The 22,757-nt window shown below is 71.5% G+C and carries 27 protein-coding genes; 9 read left to right on the plus strand and 18 right to left on the minus strand.

Features of this window, described 5'->3' with window-relative positions; genetic code table 11:
* Positions 1-80 precede the first annotated feature (80 nt).
* Positions 81-215, plus strand: a complete 135-nt coding sequence (locus V9G19_RS02480) for a hypothetical protein (protein ID WP_462283917.1) — start codon at positions 81-83, stop codon at positions 213-215.
* A gap of 49 nt (positions 216-264) precedes the next feature.
* Positions 265-1,044 carry a MerR family transcriptional regulator gene (locus tag V9G19_RS02485; RefSeq protein ID WP_462283918.1) on the plus strand — a complete coding sequence of 260 codons (780 nt, stop codon included), beginning with the start codon at positions 265-267 and terminating at the stop codon, positions 1,042-1,044.
* 22 nt (positions 1,045-1,066) lie between these two features.
* On the opposite strand, the gene V9G19_RS02490 is transcribed toward V9G19_RS02485, so the two are convergent.
* The 5 genes from V9G19_RS02490 to V9G19_RS02510 form a co-directional block, all read right to left on the minus strand.
* On the minus strand, positions 1,067-1,177 hold the full coding sequence (locus tag V9G19_RS02490; RefSeq protein ID WP_462284280.1) for a DUF3224 domain-containing protein: 111 nt from the start codon (positions 1,175-1,177) through the stop codon (positions 1,067-1,069).
* Positions 1,178-1,207: 30 nt separating this feature from the next.
* Positions 1,208-2,605 carry a lantibiotic dehydratase gene (locus V9G19_RS02495; RefSeq protein ID WP_462283919.1) on the minus strand — a complete coding sequence of 466 codons (1,398 nt, stop codon included), beginning with the start codon at positions 2,603-2,605 and terminating at the stop codon, positions 1,208-1,210.
* A gap of 112 nt (positions 2,606-2,717) precedes the next feature.
* Positions 2,718-3,794: a methyltransferase gene (locus V9G19_RS02500; protein ID WP_462283920.1), complete on the minus strand. Its 1,077-nt coding sequence runs from the start codon at positions 3,792-3,794 to the stop codon at positions 2,718-2,720.
* Complete coding sequence (locus V9G19_RS02505; RefSeq protein WP_462283921.1) at positions 3,791-5,002, minus strand: RCC1 domain-containing protein; 1,212 nt, start codon at positions 5,000-5,002, stop codon at positions 3,791-3,793. Before V9G19_RS02505 ends, V9G19_RS02500 begins: the two co-directional genes overlap by 4 nt.
* A gap of 136 nt (positions 5,003-5,138) precedes the next feature.
* Complete coding sequence (locus V9G19_RS02510; protein WP_462283922.1) at positions 5,139-5,600, minus strand: MarR family winged helix-turn-helix transcriptional regulator; 462 nt, start codon at positions 5,598-5,600, stop codon at positions 5,139-5,141.
* A gap of 86 nt (positions 5,601-5,686) precedes the next feature.
* Between V9G19_RS02510 and V9G19_RS02515 the strand changes: the two genes are divergently transcribed.
* The 5 genes from V9G19_RS02515 to V9G19_RS02535 all read left to right on the plus strand — a co-directional run bounded on the left by V9G19_RS02515 (position 5,687) and on the right by V9G19_RS02535 (position 10,726).
* Entirely contained in the window at positions 5,687-6,460 is a 774-nt protein-coding gene (locus V9G19_RS02515) for a hypothetical protein (protein ID WP_462283923.1), read from the plus strand.
* Between the two features lie 204 nt (positions 6,461-6,664).
* On the plus strand, positions 6,665-7,702 hold the full coding sequence (locus V9G19_RS02520; protein ID WP_462283924.1) for a thiamine pyrophosphate-dependent dehydrogenase E1 component subunit alpha: 1,038 nt from the start codon (positions 6,665-6,667) through the stop codon (positions 7,700-7,702).
* On the plus strand, positions 7,699-8,709 hold the full coding sequence (locus tag V9G19_RS02525; protein ID WP_462283925.1) for an alpha-ketoacid dehydrogenase subunit beta: 1,011 nt from the start codon (positions 7,699-7,701) through the stop codon (positions 8,707-8,709). Before V9G19_RS02520 ends, V9G19_RS02525 begins: the two co-directional genes overlap by 4 nt.
* A gap of 62 nt (positions 8,710-8,771) precedes the next feature.
* Positions 8,772-9,188, plus strand: a complete 417-nt coding sequence (locus tag V9G19_RS02530; RefSeq protein ID WP_462283926.1) for a nuclear transport factor 2 family protein — start codon at positions 8,772-8,774, stop codon at positions 9,186-9,188.
* A complete protein-coding gene (locus tag V9G19_RS02535; protein ID WP_462283927.1) occupies positions 9,188-10,726 on the plus strand; it encodes an FAD-dependent oxidoreductase in 1,539 nt (512 codons plus the stop codon). The genes V9G19_RS02530 and V9G19_RS02535 overlap by 1 nt, the downstream gene beginning before the upstream one ends.
* 153 nt (positions 10,727-10,879) lie before the next feature.
* Here the strand turns inward: V9G19_RS02535 and V9G19_RS02540 are convergent, their stop codons facing one another.
* Together V9G19_RS02540 and V9G19_RS02545 are read right to left on the minus strand one after the other, a co-directional pair.
* A complete protein-coding gene (locus V9G19_RS02540) occupies positions 10,880-11,578 on the minus strand; it encodes an NAD(P)-dependent oxidoreductase (protein WP_462283928.1) in 699 nt (232 codons plus the stop codon).
* A gap of 1 nt (position 11,579) precedes the next feature.
* Positions 11,580-12,602, minus strand: coding sequence for a zinc-binding dehydrogenase (locus V9G19_RS02545; RefSeq protein WP_462283929.1), 1,023 nt, complete (start codon positions 12,600-12,602; stop codon positions 11,580-11,582).
* A gap of 205 nt (positions 12,603-12,807) precedes the next feature.
* Between V9G19_RS02545 and V9G19_RS02550 the strand changes: the two genes are divergently transcribed.
* A complete protein-coding gene (locus V9G19_RS02550) occupies positions 12,808-13,254 on the plus strand; it encodes an ester cyclase (protein ID WP_462283930.1) in 447 nt (148 codons plus the stop codon).
* Positions 13,251-14,147, plus strand: coding sequence for an NAD(P)-dependent oxidoreductase (locus V9G19_RS02555; RefSeq protein ID WP_462283931.1), 897 nt, complete (start codon positions 13,251-13,253; stop codon positions 14,145-14,147). Before V9G19_RS02550 ends, V9G19_RS02555 begins: the two co-directional genes overlap by 4 nt.
* 94 nt (positions 14,148-14,241) lie before the next feature.
* Here V9G19_RS02555 and V9G19_RS02560 read toward each other — a convergent pair whose 3' ends face one another.
* The 11 genes from V9G19_RS02560 to V9G19_RS02610 all read right to left on the minus strand — a co-directional run bounded on the left by V9G19_RS02560 (position 14,242) and on the right by V9G19_RS02610 (position 22,726).
* Positions 14,242-14,955 (minus strand): hypothetical protein, encoded by a 714-nt coding sequence (locus V9G19_RS02560; protein WP_462283932.1) that lies wholly within the window; start codon positions 14,953-14,955, stop codon positions 14,242-14,244.
* Between the two features lie 198 nt (positions 14,956-15,153).
* Positions 15,154-16,059, minus strand: coding sequence for an LLM class flavin-dependent oxidoreductase (locus V9G19_RS02565; RefSeq protein ID WP_462283933.1), 906 nt, complete (start codon positions 16,057-16,059; stop codon positions 15,154-15,156).
* Entirely contained in the window at positions 16,059-16,442 is a 384-nt protein-coding gene (locus V9G19_RS02570; protein WP_462283934.1) for a SchA/CurD-like domain-containing protein, read from the minus strand. The genes V9G19_RS02565 and V9G19_RS02570 overlap by 1 nt, the downstream gene beginning before the upstream one ends.
* Before the next feature lie 24 nt (positions 16,443-16,466).
* A complete protein-coding gene (locus V9G19_RS02575; protein WP_462283935.1) occupies positions 16,467-17,246 on the minus strand; it encodes an SDR family NAD(P)-dependent oxidoreductase in 780 nt (259 codons plus the stop codon).
* On the minus strand, positions 17,243-18,208 hold the full coding sequence (locus V9G19_RS02580; RefSeq protein ID WP_462283936.1) for an amidohydrolase family protein: 966 nt from the start codon (positions 18,206-18,208) through the stop codon (positions 17,243-17,245). The genes V9G19_RS02575 and V9G19_RS02580 overlap by 4 nt, the downstream gene beginning before the upstream one ends.
* Positions 18,205-18,672 (minus strand): hypothetical protein, encoded by a 468-nt coding sequence (locus V9G19_RS02585; RefSeq protein WP_462283937.1) that lies wholly within the window; start codon positions 18,670-18,672, stop codon positions 18,205-18,207. The genes V9G19_RS02580 and V9G19_RS02585 overlap by 4 nt, the downstream gene beginning before the upstream one ends.
* The gene (locus V9G19_RS02590; protein WP_462283938.1) at positions 18,669-19,049 is read right to left on the minus strand and encodes an antibiotic biosynthesis monooxygenase family protein; all 381 of its coding nucleotides are present in this window, start codon (positions 19,047-19,049) and stop codon (positions 18,669-18,671) included. Before V9G19_RS02590 ends, V9G19_RS02585 begins: the two co-directional genes overlap by 4 nt.
* Positions 19,046-20,347, minus strand: coding sequence for a beta-ketoacyl synthase N-terminal-like domain-containing protein (locus tag V9G19_RS02595; RefSeq protein ID WP_462283939.1), 1,302 nt, complete (start codon positions 20,345-20,347; stop codon positions 19,046-19,048). Before V9G19_RS02595 ends, V9G19_RS02590 begins: the two co-directional genes overlap by 4 nt.
* Positions 20,344-21,627 (minus strand): beta-ketoacyl-[acyl-carrier-protein] synthase family protein, encoded by a 1,284-nt coding sequence (locus tag V9G19_RS02600; protein ID WP_462283940.1) that lies wholly within the window; start codon positions 21,625-21,627, stop codon positions 20,344-20,346. Before V9G19_RS02600 ends, V9G19_RS02595 begins: the two co-directional genes overlap by 4 nt.
* On the minus strand, positions 21,624-22,481 hold the full coding sequence (locus V9G19_RS02605) for a cupin domain-containing protein (RefSeq protein ID WP_462283941.1): 858 nt from the start codon (positions 22,479-22,481) through the stop codon (positions 21,624-21,626). Before V9G19_RS02605 ends, V9G19_RS02600 begins: the two co-directional genes overlap by 4 nt.
* A complete protein-coding gene (locus tag V9G19_RS02610; protein ID WP_462283942.1) occupies positions 22,478-22,726 on the minus strand; it encodes an acyl carrier protein in 249 nt (82 codons plus the stop codon). The genes V9G19_RS02605 and V9G19_RS02610 overlap by 4 nt, the downstream gene beginning before the upstream one ends.
* Positions 22,727-22,757: the final 31 nt, after the last annotated feature.

The raw sequence follows: 22,757 nt of genomic DNA on the forward strand, positions 1-22,757 counted from the left end.
GATAACGAGAAACACCCGAAACCCTGTGTGTCACACCGGATGCACCGCTCGAAGTCGGCGCTGACCTGGTCCGGTCGGCCATGACGCTCGCCCGGGCCGCCGGCCTGCGCAGCATCAGCGTGGGCGAGACCTTCGGCGTCGCCGGCTTCTACCGGCAGCTCGGGTTCACTCGCACACGAGGCTGGTCGAGGCACAGCTTGCTGGTGATGACCTGACGCGGGTCGGCTTGACTCTCACGCAACGTGAGGCGGCACAGTGTTTTCCATGACCGAGACGACACCCGATCTGCTCACGGTCGGGCAGGTTGCCGAGCGGTTCGGCGTGACGGTGCGCACCTTGCACCACTACGACGACCTCGGGTTGCTCACCCCCAGTGAGCGGACCTTCGCCGGCTACCGGCTCTATACCGAGAGCGACCTGGAGCGGCTGGCCACCGTGGTGGTCTATCGCCGCCTTGGGTTCGGGCTCGACGAGATCGCCGAACTCCTTGCCGGAGAAGGCAACCTGGTCGAGCACCTGCGTCGTCAACGCGCGGCGGTCACGTCCCGCCTGGAGGAGTTGCGCGAACTCGTCGAGGCACTCGATCACGCATTGGAGGCAGAGATGAGCAACCAGCCCGCAACCACCGAGGACCTGAGGGCCCTCTTCGGAGACACCTTCGACGAGTCGTATGCCGCTGAGGCAGAGCACCGTTGGGGTGACACCCCCGCCTGGAGCCAGTCCCGGGAGCGCACCGCGCGCTACACGAAGGACGACTGGACGACGGTCAAGGCCGAGCAGGACGCCGTGAACGCAGCGTTCGTCACCGCCATGGCGTCCGGAGAACCCGCAACCAGCGCGGCGGCGATGGACGCGGCCGAGCAACACCGGCAGCACATCCACGACCGGTTCTACGACGTGTCCTACGCGATGCACCGCGGCCTCGGCGACATGTATGTCGCGGACCCGAGGTTCACCGCGACCTACGAGGACCTCGCGCCCGGCCTGGCGGCATACGTCCGCGACGCGATCCACGCCAACGCCGACCGCAACATGCAACGCTGAACTTCAGCGTTGGCCCCTCACTTCAGTCCAGGGAATGCTCGAACGTGAAGTGGTGGGTGCCGTCGGGGTCGATGTCGAGACGCACGGTGCCGGTGATCCCGGCCAGATCACCGGTGCCGCTGCCGGGAACGATGACGCCGTGGTGATGCTGCGGCCGGTGACATCACCGGCATACTCCTTGACCATGTGCATGATCCCCAGCGGCAACGCGGTGGAGATCTCCGGCCGGTAGTCCACCGGCTCGGTCCCGCTCACGGTGAAGGTGCACGTCGTTGTCGTCATGCGGGCAGTCTGCCAGGGGGCGCAGCCGGATCTCCTCGCCGTCGAGGTGGGCCTGCAGCTGGCGCAGCACGGTGTCATCGATGACGCCCTGGTCGCGCAGATGCACCACGGTGCGGCGCTTGTGGGCGATCACGGCCAGCCGCAGCGTCCGGGCCTGCTCCGAGCGAGCGCTGGCCTCGTCGATGTCCTCGTGTTCGCCGGTCAGCAGGTCCAGCTGGGACCGGACCTCCTCGAGCAGGTCGTCGGCGACCTGCTCCTCGACTCCCTGTGCACGAGCGAGATCGGGTATGGCGCGCAGCGCCTCGGTCGCCGCCGCCACCCGGGCCCGGTGCAACTCGTCGTCGACGGAGGTGTCCTCGGGCAGCCGTGCCCACCGGATCACCCTAGGCGGCGGACGCCCCAGCCCGAGCACCGGATCGACCACCCGATCCAGCGGAGTCACCTCGGTGCCAAAGATCGCCTCGTATGCCGCGGCATACCGCCGCAGCGCCGGATCGGCCGGCAGCGCTTGGCCCAGCCGCGACAGCGCGGTCATCGCCTTCTCGAGGCGGCGCCGGGTCTCGTGCGCGATCACGGGGGCCTCGACCCAGCACAGCTCGTCGCCGCCGTCGTGGCGCTCGGGACCGGCGCCTTCCGGCCGGGCCTGGGGTGCCGTGGGGCGGGTGGTGTCGACGAGGGCGCCGGCGCGGAGCAGCGCGGTCACCTCTTCCGGGGCGAACGGCGCCTCGGCGCGGGTCGCCGGTGTCGTCCATGCCGCGAGCCGGGCCAGCGCCGCCGGGGAGAGCCGCAGCGCCCGCTCGGCATCGTCCCCGGGGACCTGGAAGGTCGCGACCTGCTCGGTCGGGCGCACGATCAGCGACGGGTTCGCGACGATCAGCGCGGGTTCCGGCGCCGACACGCGCGCGGCGACCCCGGAACACGCCGCCAGCCGGCCCGTCCCGGGAGCGGCTGCGGTCGCGTCACCCCAGGTGGTGAACCCGACCGCGGCCAGCAACCCACGCGGGGTGGCCCGAGTGGTGGCCCGCACGGCATACCGATGCAGCGCGGCCGCCAGCCGGTCCTCCCCACCGCTGGCCGGGTCGGCCAGGCAGCTGTCGATCTCGCCGGCCAGCGCGGGGGCGGCCGCGGTGACCGCGGCCCTTAGCCGGTCGACCTGCCACAGCGCGGCCAGGCGGCCCGGGCGGCCGGGTGCCGGCGTGTGCGGGAGGTCGTCGGGACCGAGCGCGGGAGCGCGCACCTGCACCTGAGCCAGCGCGGCCCATCGCTCAACGCCACCCACCTGCTCGACCCTAGTGCGCACGGGGGCCGCCCGCCGAGCCCGGACCGGGGGCCGGCGCCGGCCGCGTGCCTCCCGGCCCGGTCCCGGGTGCCGGGCAAGTTCGAGTGCCGGGTCATTCGGCCCCCCTCGGCCGCGCCTCGATCAGGCTCAGGGTGCTTGCGGTCGCGTGGATGCCCACCAACTCGAAACCGGCTGCGGCGACGATCCGCTCGAGGTCCTCGGCGCGGCGGACCGCACCGGGCATGGTGAGGAACATCGTCAGGTCAAAGTCGCGGGCAAAGCGCGGCGAGGACGCATCCGCGACGAACTCGGCGATGACCACGCGGGCACGTGGGTTGGCCTCGCGGACCACTCGCAGCAGCGCGATGACATCGTCGTCGGTCCAGGAGTGGATGATTTGCTTGGCGACATAGAGGTCGGCCGCGGGGACCTGCTCCAGGAAGTTCCCAGCGGTGAACTGCAACCGGCCGCAGGCGGACAGCTCCGGGTCGACCGGGTGGGCTTGGGCCTGCGCAACGACGTCCGGGGCGTCCAACACGATGCCGTGCTCGACGGAGGTGTTCGCGCGCAGGATTGCGGCGAGATAGGTGCCAGTGCCGCCGCCGAGATCGCAGACCACACGCTCACCCGCGAGCACGGGCAACGCGGCGACGAGCTGGTCGGAGACGGTTCGGGAGAAGGCCGCCATCGCCGCGTGGAAGACCCGGCCGGCGTCGGGGTGACGGGGCAGCCACGACCACGCGCTCTCGCCGAAGGCGAGCGCGAACGCGGGGGCGCCGGTGCGCACGGCATCGGGCAGCACACCCCAGCACCGCCACAACCACTCCTCCCCGATAAGCAGCGCCATGTCGTGCAGGCTGCGCGGGTGGGCCGGGCTGAGCGGTTCGCTGCGAGGCGTGTGGGCGACCGTCCCGTCGGGGGACAGGGCGAAGATCCCCTCGGCGGCGAGCACGGCGATCACCTTGGTGAGGGCCTCGGGGTCGCACCCGGCCTGGGCGGCGAGATCGCCGATGGTCCGAGGGCCGGCGTCGAGAGCCGCGGCCACGCCGAGCCGCGCGACCGTCGTCAGGCAGGGCACGGTGGTGGGGAACATCGCCGCGGCGAGTTCGGCCGCGCCGTCCTGGGGTGAGCCGGGGTTGTCGCTCGCGGCCGCGGCGGGACGGCTGAGGGTCAACGTCGAGTCGCTCACGGGGTCACCTCGATCGTGACGAGGCAGAACCCGCCGGTGGGCTCCTCGGCATACTCGCCCTCGGTGGCGCGACGGGACATGTCGGGGATCTCGCCGCCGGCGTGCACGGAGTCGGCCGGGCCCGGAAGCTCGATCCGGCGGGGGGTGGGGACGGCGGTGACGGCGTCGACCTGGCCCTCACCCTCGGCGAGGTAGCCCCATTCCCAGACGCTGCCGTCCTCGGCGAGGGCGAGCGAGTGGCCGGCGTTGCCCGGCAGGACGTCGGAGCCGCCGCCATTGGCGTCGACCGCGGCGACCGGCGGCAGGCCGATCGCCTTGACGGGGTTGAGCCGGTCGTGGCGGGCGCCGTCACCGAGTTGCCCGCCGTCGTTCAGCCCGAACGCCCACACCGATCCGTCGCCGGAGGCCGCCACCGTGTGGTGATAGGCGGCGCCGACGGAGGTGACCTCGTCGAGGCCGGCGAGCGGACGCGGCGTCGCGCTCGCCAGCACATCGCCCTGCCCGAGCTGGCCGCGGTCGTTGAACCCCCAGGTCAGCACCTGCCCGGTTGATGTCGTCACGACGCAGTGGCCGCCGCCGGCGGCGATCAGCCGGGGGTCACGGACACCGGGGACGGGCGCGGGCGCGAAGCGGGTCTCGAATCGCTGCCCGGCGAACTCCACGACGCGGCGCCCCGCGGCATACGAGCGATCGGGGTCCCCGAGCTGGCCGTGGTCGTCGCGACCCCACATCAGCAGGGTGCCGTCCGCGGCCACGGCCAGGTTATGCGAGCCCCCGGCGGCGATCGAGACGATCCCGTCCAGGCCGTCGATCGGCTGCGGGAGCGGGTGGACCTGGTCGCCGATGCCACCGAGCATGCCGAAGAAGCCGGCCCCCCAACCCCAGACGCGCCCGGCACCATCAAGGGCGATCGAGTGCCCACCACCGGCGGCGACGGCGACGATCTCGCGCAGCCCGGGCACCGCAGTCGGCTCGATGTAGCCGCCCGGGCGGCCGCCGCCGGCCTGGCCGAAGACGTTGCGGCCCCAGCCGATGACGGTGCCGTCGTCGAGGAGGGCCAGCGTGTGGCCGCAGCCGGTCGACAGCGCGCTGATCGCGGTGCCGTCGCGGGTGGGGTCGACGGGGATGGGTGCGGGCGCACCGTCGAATCCGGTGCGCCCCAATTGCGCGCTGGAGTTGTCGCCCCAGGCCAAGAGTGAACGTCGCATGTGGCATCTCCTGTTCGAAGCACGGCGGCTGTTGGTCGAAGCACGGCGGCGGGGGAATCCCGCCTGATCTCGATCCTGACGTCGAGAGGGCCCATACCCAAGGGGCCCAGGTCCCACCCCGGCCAGGGAATGGGAATCAGGCGCCGGGGCCAGGCTGGGAGTCGGGGCTCAGCCCGCGAGCGGCCGCGACGCGCCGGAGCAACCCGGCAAGTTGGGCCACCTCATCCGCGTCCAGCCCGGCGGCGATCTCCTCCTGATGAGCCTGGGCAACCGTGCGCAGCTGACCGAAGAGCTCGCCACCGGCACCGGTCAGCGTCACTTCACGGCTGCGCCGGTCGGCCCGCGCCACCCGCCGCTCGACCAGGCCGCGGCGCTCCAGGGAGTCGACCAGTGACACCACCCGGCTGGGCACGATCCCCAGCCGATGGGCCAGCCGCCTCTGGTTGAGCGGACCCGCCGTGGCGACGATGCGCAGGCAGGCGGCATCCGCGGCGGTGATCCCCAGCGGGAGCAGCCGCTCGCCAAACCGCCGGGAGACTTCGGTCCCGATCTGGGCCAACAAGAAGGCAACTCCCGGGGGCCGCGACACGGAATGCATATTCCCGAGAATAGATCATTGACAGATTCATGTATAGAGTGAATCATTCAATATGTGCCCTACTCCCGAAGGAAGGACCGAACGTCATGACCACCTCGGCCATCTCCACCCCGGTGAGCGCCGGGACGCCGGCTCGGCCTGAGCCGCGCCACCCCAACGGCCCCCACGCCGGGGCGCTCGCGATCATCACCACGGCACTCGTCGTCGCCGCCGTTGCCCTGCCGGGGGTGATCACCGGACACCAGGGCTATGTGCTCCCGACCGCCATCCCCGGCGAGGTGCGCGCCTACTTCGACACCTCGGCTGATGCCGCCCGGCTCACCGCACTGCTGCAGTTCGCAGCCGCCATTCCGCTCGGCATCCTCACCGCGACCCTCTATGCCCACCTGCGGAGACTCGGGATCACGGTGCCCGGTCCGTCGATCGCGATGTTCGGCGGCGTCGCCGCCAGCGCCGCCATGCTCATCTCGACCAGCGCGCTGTATGCCGCGGCCGAACTCGGCGACCCCGCCCGCGGGGTCTCGGGTGAGGTCCTGTCCGCGCTGACCGTCCTCGCCTTCGCCGCCGGCGGCGCCGGGTATGTCGTACCGCTCGGCCTGCTCGTCGCGGGCGTCGCCGTCCCGGCATACATCCTGCGGCTGGTGCCACGCCCGCTGGCCCTCGCGGGCCTGGTCGTCGCCCTCGTCTGCGAAGTCGCGACCCTCGACCTGCTCTCGCACGGATTCGACCCGCTGCTGCCGATCGGCCGCTTCGGGTCGCTGGCCTGGCTGATCGCGGTCGGTTTCATCCTCCCCAAGGCCGTCCGGCAGCGCACCGGGCGCGCCCCGGCTCGTCGCGTCGGCGCGTCCGTGGCCTCCTGACCCATTCCCCTCCCTCCCGACGAGCCCGGCGGACACTGTCCGCCGGGCTCGTTCGTGTGCGTGCCGGCGCGGCCATGCGCAGTAGGCGCGTGTCCCCGGCGAGCCGGGACAACATCCGCGCCGCCCGGGGTGCCGGTCCCCACGCGCAATGGAACGCGCGGGTCGACGGTGGTCACCAGAGCCCTTCCAACCCAAGGAGTTCCCGTGACCACGTCGACGACACCCCAGGCCGCCGGCCAGGCCGGCGCACCCCCGGAGCAGACGGATCTGCTGCGGGATATCACCATGATCGCCACCATCCGCGCCTTTGAGGAGCGCCTCAAGGAGTTGGCCGCCGCCGAGCAGGTGCCCGGTGCCGTACATCTGGCCGCCGGACACGAAGCCGTCGCCGTTGGCGTCTGCTCGGTCCTGGACGAGCGCGATCACATCAGCAGCACCCACCGCGGCCACGGTCACGCCCTGGCCAAGGGCTGCGACGCGGTCGCGCTATTCGAGGAGGTGCTCGGCCGCGCCGGCGGCGTGTGCGCGGGCTACGGCGGGTCGATGCACGTGGCCGACTTCGAGCGCGGCATGCTCGGCGCAAATGGTGTCGCCGGCGGCGGTGTGCCGATGGCCTGCGGCGCGGCGCTGACCGCGAAGTACCTCGCCACCGGGGGCATCGCCGTGGCCTTCCTCGGCGACGGTGCGGTCAACCAGGGGGCGGTCAGCGAGAGCCTCACGCTGGCGGCGGTCTGGGATCTGCCGGTCGTCTTCGTCGTCGAGGACAACGGCTATGCCCAGGCGACCGGCACCCCGTTTCATCTTCAGGGCATCCCGGTGCGGCAGCGCGGCGAGGCGCACGGCGTCCCCGGGCGCACCGTCGACGGCAGCGACTACTTCGCCGTGCGCGAGGCCGCGGCCTGGGCGATCGGCCATGCCCGCAGTGGCGCCGGCCCCGCTCTGCTGGAGTGCCACGTGGCCCGGCTGTTCGGCCACATGGAGGGGTTCGACCGGCAGGCCTACCGTGGCGAGGGCGAGATCGAGCGGGAGTGGCTCGAGCGGGATCCGCTGGCCGTCTTCCGCCGCCTCGCCACCGAGCGTGGCCTGCTGCTCCCCGCGCAGATCGACGCGGCCGTCGAGACGGCCTGGCAGCAGATCGCCCACGCCTCCGAGCGCGCACTGCACGCGCCCTTCCCCAGCGCCGCCAACCTAACCCAGCACGTCTATGCCACACCGATTCCCGTCAAGGAGACCACGTCATGACCGTCATGAACTATCGCGACGCCCTGGGCGATGCCCTGCTGCGGGAGATGCAGCGCGATCCGCGCGTGGTCTGCTTCGGCGAAGACACAATCGGCGGAACCGGCTGCGCCGGGGAGTCCGGTGGGGCCTGGGGGGCCACCCGCGACCTCAACGAGGTGCTGCCCCGGCAGATCTGGGACGCACCGATCACCGAATCCGCCTTCGTCGGCGCCGCCGTGGGTGCCGCCGCCACCGGCTTGCGGCCGGTGGTCGACATCCTCTTCGTCGACTTCGTCGGCGTCTGCTACGACCAACTGCTCAACCAGGCCTCGAAGCTGCGGTTCATGTCCGGCGGCAAGGCGAGCGTGCCGCTGGTGGTGCGCGCCCTGACCGGAGCCGGTATGCGCCGTGGCGCCCAGCACTCGGCCGTGCTCGCGCCGCTCTTCGCCCACCTGCCCGGGCTGAAGGTGCTCGCGCCCGCCACTCCCGCCGACGCCAAGGGCCTGCTCGCCGCGGCCATCCGCGATGACGACCCGGTCGTCGTGCTCGAGCCCAAGATGCTGTACTTCCAGCGCGGCGAGGTTCCGGACGGCGACTACATCGTGCCGATCGGTGTCGCCGACACGATCCGGCCCGGTGACGACATCACGATCGTGGCCCTGGGGGGCTGTCGCTCGACGGCCGTTGCCGCCGCAGAACTCCTAAGTGCCGAGGGCATTGCGGCCGAGGTCATCGATCCCCGCACCCTCGCCCCGCTCGACACCGAGACGATCATCGCCAGCGTGCGGCGCACCGGCGGCCTGGTCGTCGTCGACGAGAGCTACCCGGTGTGCAGCCTGGCCAGCGAGATCACCGCCGTCGTCGCCGAGGCGGGCGTTCTGCGCACCGGCGCGCGCCGGATCACCACCCCCGCCGTCCCGACGCCGTTCAGCCCGCCGCTGGAGGACGCCTGCCTGCCGACCGCCCGCGACATCGCCGCTGCGGCCGCCGAGATCCTCGGCAAGCAGCTGCTCCGGCCGGCCGCGTGAACGCACCCCCTCCACTCCGGGGCCACAGTCGGCCCCGGGAAACCTCGAAGAAAGGAATCCCCATGTCCGCAGCGGAAAACCTCAAGGTCATGCAGCAGGTCTACGACGCCTTCCTCACCGGCGACGTCGAGCGGGCCGCGACCTTCTGGAATGAGGACTGCACCCACTTCTACCCGGGGGCCAGCCCCCTTGCCGGCGTCCACAGCGGCATCGAGTCGGCGCTCGGCTTCGCCGGGAAGATGTTCGAGATCACCCAGGGGCGGATCACGATGACGATCCTCGACCTCGGGGCGAGCGAGGAGGCGGCATACGCCCGGGTGCACACCGAGTATCGGACCGACAGCCAGCACCTGGAGATGATGTTCGTCAACATCTCGACGATCGTGAACGGCAAGATCCAGGACTTCTGGACCCTTCCCGAGGACCAGTATGCGGTGGACGCCTTTTGGACCGCCGCCCTCGCCGAGCAGGCCGCGTGATGGACATCGTCACGATCGGCGGCAGCATCGCCGCACTCGCCTGCGCCTGCGCCCTCGCCGAGCAGGGCCACCGGGTCACGATCATCGAGCGGGCCCCGGCCCCTCCGACCGGAGCCCCCAAAGACCTGTGGGACTGGGACCGGCCGACGGTGCCGCAGGCCCGGCAGAGCCACGCCTTCGCCTCCGCCGGCTGCGCCGTCATCCGGGAGCGCTTCCCCGACACCCTGACCGCGATGTATGCCGTCGGCGTGCGCGAGATCGGCCTCGCCGAGCCGCCGCCGCCGTCGCTGCAGCCCTTCCGGGGCGATGCCAGCGACGCCGAGCTGACCATGCTGCTTTCTCGGCGCAACATCCTCGAGTGGGCCCTGCACCGCGACGCCGCCAGCCGCTCCGCGGTCGTCCACCGCTATGACACCAAGGTTGGCGGGCTGCAGCTCGACGGCAACCGGGTCACCGGGGTGGTCCTCGACGACGGTGAAGTGGTGACCGCCGACCTGGTGATCGACGCGGCCGGACGACGTTCTCCTGTCGGAACCTGGCTGGCGGAGAAGGGAATTGCGGTTCCGGAGGAGGAGAGCGAGTCCTCGGGCATCACCTACTACACCCGGCACTACCGCCGGGTCAGCGACCGGCTGGGTGGCCCGCTCAACCGCGGCTTCGGCGCCGGCGGGGTGTGGGACAGCTACACGGCCGTCCTCTTCCTCGGCGACGGCGATGCGTTCACGATCTCGCTGGGTGTCAGCCCGGGCGACGAGGTCTTCAAGGGGCTGCGCGACGCCGACGCCTTCACCGCACTGGTGGCCGCGACGCCACTGCTCGCTGGCTGGCTGGACAAGGCGGTCTCGGTGCCCGCATCCGATGTCTTTGCGATGGGCGGGCTGGCCAACAGCTGGACTCCGATCGCCGATGACGGCGCCGGCCAGGTGTCCGGGCTGCTGCGGGTCGGTGACTCGCAGTGCACCACCAATCCGGCATACGGCCGCGGGGTCAGCCTCGCACTGACCCATGCGGCGGCTCTCGCCGACCGGCTCGCCGGGGTCGAGGAGATCGGCGAGGCGCTGTTCGCCGAGTTGGTCTCGGCCGCCGCCGAGCACTACCGGCCCTGGTATGACGAAGCCCGCGCCAACGACGCCGCCCGGATCGGGATGTGGTCGGCGGCCGCCGCCGGGCGCCCGGCCGGGCCGCCTGTCGGTGGGCCTCCCGCCGGGGGTCCGCCCTCCGGTGGCCGGCCCGCGGGTCCCACCGCCAGTGGCCCACGGGTTGGCGGCCCTCCCGGTGGCCCGCCGCCGGGTGGCCCGAACACGGCGGCGCCGTTGAGCTTCGGCCTGCTCGCCGCCGTTGCGGGGAGCGACGAGGTGGTCTGGCGGCGCCTGGCCCGCACGATGATGATGCTCGATGCCCCCGGCCCGCTCTACAACGACCCGGAGATCAAGACCCGGGTCGGCCTGCGGATGGCCGCCGGCGGCAAGCCGCCGGTCACCGGGCTGTCCCGAGCCGAGGCGATCGCGGTCGTCTCCGGACTGCCCGCGGTGGCCTGAGGTGGCCTAAGGCACGAGCCCCCCACGGGCGAGTATTGCGTCCCCTGCGGGCGATTGCGGCCGGCGGACAGCAACCAGCCCGGCGTGACCACACGCGCGGTCACACCGGGCTCGGGGGCTCGGGGAGGTTGGTTGGCTTCGTTGGGGTGCCGATCAGCCAACCTCGACGATGCGCCGCTCGGTGGCTGGATCCTCCAGGACGTCCAGCAGGGCTACGGCCAGGGCCCGTGCCGACAAGCCTCGTGGGCGGGAGAGCCGCGTGTCGCGGGCGATCCGGACAAGGTCCTTCCGAGCCCGGTCGGCGCCTACCTGGCCCGACCCCGAGCGCACCGGCATGGCGCGCACGACGGTCCAGGAGAGGTCGCTCGCGCGCAAGGCGGCCTCCATCCGGGCCAGATCCAGCAGCGGATTGCGAAGCACCTTTTCGACGATATAGGCCTCCCACGCGGCGCGCAGCCGCGACTCCTGCGGCGTGTCGACCCGGGGGGAGGACAGCGCGAGGACCCGGGTTCCGAGCGCCCCGTCGAGGCGCTCGACGAGCCGGTCCACGGCTTCCGACCAGGCGTGCGTCGTGCGCTGCGAGGTGATCGGCAACAGCAGCGCGACGGCGTCCGGGGCCGACGGCGTGACGGCGGGCGGCATACCGACCGGCGGCATACCGATGGGCGGCATACCGATGGGCGAAGCCGCGTGCAGCCAGCGCGAGCCCTGACCGGCCGCCGAGAGCGCCCGGTGGCGGCCCTCGACCGGCTCGAGTTTGCCGTCCTGGATGATCTCGTGGCCGCGGCGGCTGGCCTCGCGAAGGAATGCCTCGTCAAGTCCGCCGCCGGCGCCGATAAGCAGGATCCGCATGTCAGGCCGCCTTCCCGGGGACGAGCACGAGCTTGCCGCGCACCGTGCGACCCTCCAGGGCGCGGTGCGCGTCGGCGGCCGACTCCAGCGCCACGGTCCCGGCGAGGATCGGGCGCAGCCGGCCACGGGCCATCAGGTCCATGACCCGGGCCAAGTCGGCGCGATACGCGAGCGGTTCGGAGGTCTCCAGCGACCAGGCGTTGTAGAACGTCGTGCTCTTGCCGTCCGGCACCAGTTTGGGCGCGATGATCCCACCCAGGAAACCGACGACGCCGGCGGGCATGAACTTCTTGCCATTCCGCAGCGCCCGGTCCTGGCCATAGGCGACCAGGATGCCGGGCGAGCGAAGGCAGGCATACGAGATCAGGAAGTGGGTGCCGCCGATGTGGTCGAAGGCGGCCGCGACACCCTCCTGGGTGACATCGCGGACCACCTGCAGGACGTCCTCGGTTTCGTAGTCGATCGGCCGGGCACCCTCGCGGGCGACGATCTCGGCCTTGGCTGCCGAACAGGTGCCGAGGACCTCGACGCCGTGGAGGCGGGCCAGCTGGACCAGCGCCAGCCCGACACCACCAGCGGCCCCGTGGACCAGGATCGTGCTCCCGCGCTGGACCTTCGCCACACGGTGCAGCATCTGCCAGGCGATGAACGAGTTGAGGATCCCGGCGGCGCAGACGATCGGATCGAGGCCGGCCGGTAGGGGCACGGCCCGCTCGGCCGGAACGGCGACCAGGTCGCAGTAGGCCCCCTCGCGCACCAGCGCGGTCACCGGCTGGCCGACCCGCACGCTGGTCACGCCCGGGCCGCACGCCACGACCGTGCCGGTCACGTCGAACCCGGGCACATAGGGTGGTTTCGGGCCGCCGGGGATGACGCCCGCGCGGGCCAGGACATCGCCATAGGAGACTCCGGCGGCCATCACCTGGATAAGGATCTCCCCCGGTCCGGCGGTGTGGTCCCGCTCGGCGCGCTGCAAGACCTCGGGCCCCCCGCGGCCGGTGACGACGATGCATTCGCTCTTCATGGCTTCTCCGTTTCTCGCATCGATAGCGCTCGTCGGCGACGAGCGTGCGTCCAGCCTCGCCAAGCGGGGGCGGGCGGGTAAACGGGTTCGGGACGATCCCACGGCCGGGCGGGCCAGCTTCCCCGCGGGCGTGGGACTCCCCGCCCAACCGCGGGGGATTCCCGGCGCACAGACTGGCCGAACCACCGTCTCCGAAGGGACCACCATGACACTCCACGCCACCCTCGACGCCAACAAGGAACTCGTCCGCCACATCACCGAGCAGGGCATGAACCGCGGCAACACCGACCTCGACCACCTCTTTGCCCCCGACTACCAGGTCCGCGGCGCAGGACTGAGCCTGCCGCCCGGCCCGAGCGGCTACTACCTGGCGATCGGCCTGTGGCGCAATGCCTTCCCCGACTGGCATGTGTCCATCGAGCACATGGTCGCCGAGGGCGAGTTCGTCGCCAACCGGTTCCGGACCACCGGCACGCACCAGGGTCCGCTCTTCGGCGTGCCGCCGACCTTGCGCTCGGTGGAAGTGCAGGGCACCGATATGCACCGGATCGTCGACGGCGTGGTCGTCGAGTCCTGGATCAGCGACGACGTCCCGCGCATCATCGCCGATCTCGGGATCGGCGAGCTGCTGGCCGCCCGGGGTGCCCGATGAGCCGGATTGCCTTCGCCGGCACCGGTGCGATGGGCGCCGGCATGATCCGGCGCCTGCTCGACCAGGGCCACGAGGTGGCCGTGTGGAACCGCACGCCCGCCAAGGCCCTCCCCCTGATCGAGGCCGGCGCGACGCTGGCCGAGACCATCACCGACCTCGGCCGCGCCGAGCCCGACATCGCCTTTGTCAGCGTGGCCGACGGGGAGAGCGTCGCCGGCATCGTCCTCGGCGAGCACGGCCTGGCGCGCACACTGCCCGCCGGCACGGCGCTGTGCAATCTCAGCACCGTGGATCCGCAGTGGTCGCGCACCTTCGCCGAGCAGGTCGGCGAGGACGGCATTCTCCTGCTGGAGACCACCGTCCTCGGCAACAACGCCCACGCCGCCAGCGGCGAGCTGCGGATCTATGTCTCCGGCCCCGAGTCCGGCCTGGACCGGGTGCGCCCGATCCTGCAGGATCTGGGCAAGCAGGTCAGCTTCGTCGGCGACTACGGCGCCGCCACGACCTTGAAGATCGCCCTCAACCTGCTGATGGGTGTCCAGATGCAGGCGCTCGCCGAGGCGGTCGTCATCGCCGAACGGAGCGGACTTCCCACCGAGACGATTCTCGGCGCCATCGCCGAGAGCGGCTACTGCTCGCCGGTCATGCGGTTCAAGACCCGCGCGATCGCCGCGCAGGCCTGGGAGCGCGCCGACTTCCGGCTCACGCTGATGCGCAAGGACCTCGCCCTCGCCGAGGACCTCGGTGCGGGCGCTGGCGTCCCGACCCCCGCGGTGACCGCGAGCCGGTTGGTGCTCGATGAGGCCACTGCCTCCGGGCGCGGCGCCCTCGACTGCTCTGCAGTCGTCGACTACGTCCGCGAGGTCAGCGAACGCCTCAGGCTGGCCGGATGACCCCACAGCTGCGGCGCCGGCCGGGATGACCCCGGGCCCGGCCGACGTCGATCAATACCGGCCGGGCCACGAGACCAGGGATAAGGCTCGGTCATCAGCCCTTCGCGCGGGAGGGGTCGATGCCGGCATAGGCAGGCGCGGTGCGGTCCGGGTTGGCGCTCCCGACTAGCGCGACGATCTGCGCTCTGGTCAATCCGGTGAGTTGGGCCCGAACCGGCGACCCCCCGCTCAACGGTTCCCCTCGACCAAAGACTCCGTCGTCGGCCGCGACAACTGTCTCAGGGGCTACGATCGACCATCCCGCAGGAGCGTTCCCGGCAAGCAGTTGGGGCGGGATCCGGACTGACGAGAACATGACCAGGTAGTCGTGCCCAACACTCAGCCACGGCACATCGGCGGCTTTGATCGCGGTCAACGTGCCGTGATCGTAAAGCCACCCATTGCCATTGGTCGTGCCGCTGCTCGGCAATGGCTGCACACCCGACTGCGACCACAGCGTGTCCAATACGCTATAGGTTAACCGTCGGCCAACAACCCCATAGGCATCCTGCCGCTCATCGGAACTCATTTCGGAAGTCTGCTCGGACTCTATCCGGATCCGCGCGAGATGCTGTCCATAGGTCACCAACTCACCGAGCGAGTCGACTTCAGGAACAAGCGAGTCGACTTGAACTTGGAGATACGCCGTAGGAAGAGCGAGCGGTGGCCGGGCTGGTGGTTCGTCCGCACCGGCCGACGCGAGCAAAGCAGCAGGCAGCAGCACGGCAGCGTGCCCGCCAACGGCGGCAAGTCGAAATGATTTACGCATCGTGTAGTTCTTCCTGCCTAACCTAACCTCGACGGGCGGGATTGCACCCGGGTCGTCAACTGGCTCAGCGCGGGCTAGCGAGGGCGCGGCAAGACTCAAGAGCAGGATCGAGATTGACGCAAGACGCAAGACTACGCCGGGTCACCGCGACCGTCTGTGGTGCGTGCACCTCCGGCTGTCTATGCCGCAACGACTGAGCTACACGGGGGCTTCCACTGGCAGTGCCGCGTCTGCAGCGAGTTCGAGCGTGCGCGGGTCGGCTCCGCACGGAACGAGGATCAGCTCGTCACACCCCATTTCCTCGTATGCCGCTGCCGCCCCCCGGAGCGCGCGCTCGGTGGTCAGCACGCCGGAGCGGATCATCGCCGCGAGCGGCGGGGCGAAGCCGTAGTAGTCGGTGACGAACCGGTCGGCGTCGGCCTCGGCGCTGTTGCCGAGAGCGATATACGCCAACGCGGCCGTCGGGCCGGTGAACGGGCGCCCGGCCTGGGCGTGGATCCCGCGGATCGCGGCCAGGCCACCGGCGAACGCCTTGGGCCCGGCCCCGCCGCTGATCCAACCCGTGCCCTTGGCCGCCACCCGGCGGAAGGCGGGTGCACTCTGGCCGCCGAGCAAGATCGGGATGCCGTCGGCCTGGACCGGTGCGGGCCCGATCGGCCCGGCGATCCCGCGGCGCTCACCGGCCCAGATGCGGCGCAGTTCGTCGATCTGCCGGTCCAACGCCGCGCCGCGGCCATCGGGACGCAGCCCGCTCGCGGCGTAGTCGTCGGGGCGAGCGCCCACGGCCAGGCCGAGCCGGAGCCGGCCGCCACTCAACGCATCGATCGAGGCGGTCTGCTTGGCCAACAGCGCGGTGTTGCTGTGCACCGGGCCGATCAGCACGCCGGTGAGCAACTGGATGCGGGAGGTGACCGCGGCGACGGCCGCGACCGTCACCAGGCTCTCGTGGCCGCGATAGACGAGCCGGTCGGTCGTCACGAGCGAGTGGAAGCCGAGGCGCTCGGCGCGCGTGGCCCACTCCAGCAGGGCGGGGCCGTCGACACCGGGAAGGTTGTGCGGCAACCCGACGCCGACGGCCATACCCGCCATGCCGGTGGAACCCATCAGGCCACCTGCTCGATCGGCTCGTCGTGCCGGCGCAGCAGCACATTGCGCATCCCGGCCCGGCGGAAGAAGGCCCGGGCACCCTCGGGTGAGCGCATGTCGCGCTCCTCCTTCAGATGCCCGTCCAGCCGGTCTTCGAACTCGCGGACCGCCGGCTGCCGGCTCATGTGCGCGGCGACGACCGGCAGGTCCCCCTCGATCTCGATGACGCGCACGGCGATCTCGGTGCCGACGAAGGCCATCGTGCCGAGCAGCTTGCCGACCTCATTGCCCTGCGGGTCGGTGATCGTGAACTGCGGGCGGCCGCTGGTGCGGAAGATCTCGGCCACGGCCTCTTCGGAGCCGGCCTTGATCGGGTAGTAGAGGGCGTGCCACTGGGACATGGGTTCTCTCCTTGGGTTTAGGGCCTACTGGCTGGCGGTGACGCCGCCGTCGATCACGATGATCTGGCCGGTGACGAAGGTGCTGAGCGGGCTGCACAGGAACAGCACCGCCCCGGCGATCTCCTCGGGCTTGCCGAGGCGGCCCATCGGGATGCGCCGACGGACCCGCTCGACGAACTCCTTGTTGTGCGTCGGTGCATCGACAAAGGGCGTCTCCACGAAACCGGGCGCGATCCCGTTGACCAGGATGTTGTGCTCGGCCCATTCGGTCGCCAACTGGCGGACCAGCTGGTTGACCCCGGCCTTCGCCGCGCCGTATGCCGCGAAGCCGGTCTTGGTCCCGGCATACGCACGCACCGAACTCACCTGGATGATCCGGCCGCCGCCGGCCGCCTTCATCGCCCGGCCGGCGGCTTGGGCGATCGTGAACGCGCCGACGAGATTGCTGTCGACCGTCGCCTGCAGCGATTCCTTGTCGACGATGAGCGACGGCGCGACGCTGAGGCTGCCCGCGCAGTTGATCAGGATGTCGATCCCTCCGAGCGCGGTGACCGTGTCGGCGATGGCGGCGGCGCAACTGTCGGGGTCGGTGACATCGCACAGGACGCCCACGGCACGCGGCAGGTAGCCGGCGGCGTGCTGCGCCCGGTGCGGGTCTCGCCCGGCGATGGCGACCGCGGCGCCGGCGGAGCTGAGCAGCTGGGCCACCGCTCCGCCGATGCCGCCGTAGCCGCCGACGACCAGGATGCGTTGTCCGGTCAGGTCGATCGCCGCGAGTTCGGTCATATCGTCGATGAGCGTCATGCCACGGCCTCCTTCGCGTGGGCGCCGAGCCCGAAGGCCCGCGCGGCGTTGCGGGTCAGGACGGACTCCCGGTGGGGCCCGGCCGCCTCGGCCACCCGTTGCGCCATGGCGCTCAGCGGCTCCCCCGAGGGAGGCGAGTCGGTGCCGAATAGCACCCGGTCGGAACCGAAGAACGCCAGGGCCGCCGCGAGCGCAACCGGGTCGGCGTTGCCGGTGTCGGCATACAACCGGCGCAGCGCCGCACTGGGTGGATGATCCACCTGGCGCAGGTGGCCGTCCCCGGCGTATGCCGGGTTGGGCCGGCCCAGCGCCGCGGCCGCGTCGAGTTTGCGGCCGAGCAGCGGCAGGCTGGCGCCGGTGCCGGAGGCGATGACGACCAGATCGGGATGCCGCTCTAACCAGCCGGCCAGCACGAACGACGCGAGCGAAAGCCCGACGTCGTGAATGCGCGCGACTCCCTCGAGCAGTCCGAGGTCGGGGACCACCGGGCACCCGACCGGCTCGGCCGGCGGGTGCACCAGCACCGGAGCGTCGTGCTCGGCGGCGAGCGCCCAGAAGTCGGCCAGGGCGGCCTCGCCGAGCAGGCGCCCGTTGACGCTGCTGTTGACGATGATGCCCGCAAACTCCGGCTGCGCGAGCCGGGCGGCGAGCCGCTCCAGCTCGGCGGCGCCGCCGAAGGGGTCGACGAAGGCATACGCCCGCAGCGCGTCCGGGTGCTGGCGGACCTGCTCGGAAAGCCAGTCGTGGTAGCTCTCCAGCGCGCCCGGCGGCTGGGCGAAGTTGTCCGCGCCCGGGCGGGGGATCATTGTCCCCGCCCCGACGGGGCTGCCGACGATCGTCGTCGTGATCCCCGCCGCCCGGCGGGCGGCGAGCATCCCCTCGATGTCGCCGAGGACCGGCGGCATCGGATAGCGGGCCAGCAGCTCCGGGGAGGTGATGTGGCCGTGGACGTCGATGCTCATGTCCGCATCCCCAGGCGTTGGGCGAGCAGGAAGGCGCCGACCCCGATTGCGGCCGACAGCGTGCGCGCGTCGTGGGCGCGGTTCCACCGCCGCCGCATTCGGGCCCACCCGTCCGGCGGCGTGTGCGGACTCAGGTGCTCGACCTTGCGCCAGATCGGCCGGTTGACCCCCTCCGAGGCCAGGCCGACGCCGAGCATGGCGGCCGAGCCCACGGCATACGCGGCGGCCTGGGCGGGAGAGGCCGACTTGCGGGCGGCGGCGGCGCCGAGCCCAGCGGTGATCAACCCGTTCCAGAACGCGACCGGGTGGAAGAGGTGCATGTCGATCAGCTGCGCGTTCTTGACGTAGTCGCCGTAGGGGCGCGCATCGAGCATCGGGATGATCGAGGTCTTCATGATCCACAGCGTCCCGAGCTGGATCCCGGAGGCCGCCACGACCCACGGACGTGCAGTGGTCGTGCTCATGACCACCCCACCACCTTCCTGGCCGGGTCGCCGCGCGTCTCGGCGATGACGTCGAACTTGAGGGAGACCGCCGCGGTCATACAGGCCCGCATCGGCGCGACGAGGGTACGGTGCCCCTCCGAGCGCTCCCAGGCACGGAAGTGAGCGAGGGACTCCCACTCGCTGGTGATCAGCCACTGTGCCGGATCGTCGTCGCTGCGGCAGACCTGGTCGACGATGTGGCCGTCGACGCCGTCGGCGACCTCGAGCCGGATCCGCTCGTATGCCGCGAGGAAGGCCTCGCTCGCTTCCGGGGGCACCGTGACGAGGAAGACGACGCGGGCCGGCGTCGCGCCGGACGGCGTGGTCGCCGGGTGAAGGGGGATCGGGGTTGTCATGCTGCTTCCTTCCGTGCCGGCCGGCTCGCCCGCCGAGTGGGGCGAGACAGCACCAGGGCGCTGTTGAATCCGTCCCGCCCACGGGCCAGGACGAGGACGTGATCGCCGTCCAGGGGGCGGGCGGTGCTCGGCAGGTCGAGCCCGAAGCCGTCGTCGGCCGTGCGGGGTCCGGCGAACGGCGGGATCACGCCGTGCTCGAGCATCAAGACCGCCAGGGCGACGTCGATCGCGCTGCCGCCCTGGGTGGCCCGACCGAGCACCGGCTTGACCGAGGTGACCGGGGCGGTGACCCCGGCGGCCTGGATCGCCCGGGCCTCGGCCCGGTCGAAGGCGGCCACGCCCATGGCGTCGGGGAGCACCGCGGCGATGTCGGCGGCGCAGATCCCGGCGCGCGTGAGGACGTGCTCAATGGCGCGCGCATAGTGCTCATGACCGGGTCCGGCCGGCTCGCCACCCGTGGACAGCGGGCTCCACGGCCGGGCGTCGTGGGTGGCGGCCCACCCGGCGACCTCGGCGCGGGCGGTGGCACCGCGGGCGGCGGCCCGCTCGGCTTCCTCGACGACGACGACCGCGCCGCCCTCGCCGAGCAGGTGGCCGCGCGCGTCCGCGGAGTATGCCGCATACGCCCTGGTCTGCTCGTCGGCCGCGGCCAGCAGGCCGCTGTCGAGGTGACAGACCAGCGCATAGGGGCTGAGCGGGCATTCGGTGCCGCCGGCGAGGATGACCTGTCCGCCGCGGCGGATCGAGCGGGTCGCCTGCGCGAGCGAGTCGATCGCCCCCGCCGCCTCGGCGGCCAAGACCGTGGACTGGAACTTGAACTGGTGGCGGATCGAGGCCTGGCCGACCGTCGCGGCATAGAACCACGCGATCGACTGATAGGCGCTGACCGAGCGTCGTTCCTGCGACCACAGCCGCTGCAGCTCCTGCTGGCCGAAGATGTTTCCGCCGGACGAGCTGGCCAGGCAGACGCCGCAGGCATACGGGTCGAGCGCGCCGTCCTCGGCGGCGACCTGATCGAGGCCGGCCGAGACCAGGGCTTGGGTGGCGGCCGCCATGCCCAGGTGGCTCCAGCGGTCCATCTGCTGGACGCGGGCCGACTCGAGATGTTCGCTGGCGTCGAAGTCGGGCACTTGGCCGGCGACGCGCACGGCATACGGGCTGGGGTCGAAGCGCTCGATCGGGGTGATCCGGCTGGCTGCGGCCAGGGCGGTCTCCCAGAGGGGCTGCTCGCCGAGACCGCTGGGGGCGACGACACCGAGGCCGGTGACCACGCCGACGGGGCGGGTCGGGGCGCTCATGCCGCCCTCCTCGCCGCGGCGTCGAGGACGATCGCCGACTGGAATCCGCCGAAGCCGCTGCCGACCGATAGGACGGCGTCGAGGTCGACCTCGCGTGCCTCATTGGGTGTGTAATCGAGATCGCATTCGGGGTCGGGAGTCGTGTAGTTGATCGTCGGCGGCACCAGGCCCCGGTCGAGCGCGAGCGCGCACGCGGCGACCTCGATGGCACCGATCGCCCCGAGGGAGTGCCCGATCATCGACTTGATCGAGCTGACCGGGATCGTGCGGGCGTGCCCGCCGAGAGCGCGCTTGAAGGCGGCAGTCTCGTGCCGGTCGTTCTGCTTGGTGCCGCTGCCGTGCGCATTGACATAGCCGATCCGCTCAGGCGGCGTGCCGCCCTGGCGCAGCGCGTCGTCGATCGCGAGTGACATCTCCAGGCCGTCGGGACGCAGCCCGGTCATGTGGTAGCCGTTGCTGCGGCTGGCATAGCCGGTGATCTCACCGTAGATGTGTGCACCCCGAGCCTGTGCCGCGGTCAATTCCTCCAGGACCAGGACGGCCGCGCCCTCGGCGAGGACGAAGCCCTGCCGGTTGAGGTCGAACGGCCGGGAGGCCTGCTCCGGGAAGTCGTTGCTCGGGGTGGTCGCCTTGATCGCGTCGAAGGAGGCGACCGAGACCGGGGAGATCGGCGACTCCGACGCACCGGCCACCATGACGTCGGCCTCGTCGTCCTGGATCAACGTCAGCGCGTGACCGATCGCGTCGATGCCGGAGGTGCAGCCGGTCGAGACGACCTGCGCGGGCCCGTGCAGGCGCTCGCGGGCGCTGACGTCGGCGGCGAGGCTGCTCGGCACGAGCGCCTCGTAGAGGAAGGGCTCGGCGGCCTCGGCGTCGACGAGCCAGTGCGTGCCCGAGTCGCTGACCCGGACGTACTGCTGCTCCAGGCGCACCGTGCCACCGACCGCCGAGCCCAGCACGACGCCGGCCCGAGAGCGCTGGGCATCGGTCAGTTCCAGACCGGAATCAATCAGCGCCTCCCGGGCACACACCATGGCGAACTGGACGTAGCGGTCGGCACGGGCAATCTCGTCCTCGCTGAGGCCGTGCGCGGCCGGGTCGAAGTCGACTTCGCCGGCGATCTGGGAGCGGAACGGAGCCGGGTCGAAGTGGCTGATCCGCCGGATGCCGCTCTTGCCGGCGCTCAGCCTCGCCCAGAAGTCCTCCCGGCCGAGGCTGCCGGCGGCCAGGACGCCGATGCCGGAGACGACGACCCGCCGACGCGGGTGTTGGGCGGTCACGACGATCCCTCGGTGTCGACGTGGCCGAGTTCCGGGCGCGGCGCGAGCGGCCCGAGATGGAAGACGATGCGCGCGTCCTCGGAGCCGACATTGCGCAGCCGGTGGCGCACCTTCGTCGGGACGAACACGCCGGATCCGGCCGGGACGGGAGTCGGGACGTCGTCCAGGTCGGCAACGATCGCGCCGGAGGTGACGAAGAGGAACTCCTCGGAGTAGGGATGGTAGTGCTCGGCGAAGCGCTCGCCCGGCGCGAGGTCGAGGACGCCCATGAAGCCGCTGGTGGCGCCGACCGTCTTGGGTCCCAGCACGACTCGCAGTTGCCCGCCGCGACGGACATCGACCGGCTGCCCGTCGACCGGGACGGCACAGCAGGGCCCGACGGGCACCGGGGTGGGCGGCTTGGCGGCGGTTGCCGCGGCCTCGACCTTGGCCTTGATCCCGGCCATCTGGATCGGGCTGTTGTGGTTGATCCGGTCGGCCATCTGGTCGTCGTTGACCGGTGCCGTCGGCTTCATCGCGAACTCCTGGTGCCAGGTCATCAGCGTGCCCTCGGCCACCGGCTCGTAGGTCCAGTGCAGGTTCATGAACTCGAACGGTCCGGTCTCCACCCGGTGGGCGCGCACCTCGTGGGCGTCCGCGTCGAGGGTGCGCTGGGAGACCCAGCTCCACTCGGTGCCGGACTCGTCGGCGACCGTGGTCAGCCGGAAGGTGAAGGTGTCACCGGAGCGCTCGAGGACCGTGCACTCCTTGTATTCGGTGAACAGCTCGGTCCATCGCTCCAGGTCGTTGGTCATCCGCCAGGTCAGCTCCAGGGGCGCCTCGATCAGGACGGAGTTCTCGGTGCGGGCGCTCATCGCCGGCCTCCCGCCGAAACCAGGTCGGCGATTTGTGACAGCGACAACTCGCCGGCGTCGTCGGGCAGCTCCACGTCGTGGTGCTCGCTGACCTTGGCCTGCAGCTCGAGCACGGCGAGGGAGTCCATGCCGAGGTCGATCAGGGGGGTGTGCGGTGCGAGAGCGAGCGCCTCGCCCGCCACGCCGCAGGAGGACTCCAGGATCGTAGAGACGATGGCGATCGCGTCGATGGTGGTGTTCGGCATTGGAATGGGTCCCTTCTCGTGGTTATCGATG

The organism is Nostocoides sp. (genome assembly GCF_037045025.1).
Taxonomy (GTDB): Bacteria; Actinomycetota; Actinomycetes; order Actinomycetales; family Dermatophilaceae; genus Nostocoides_A.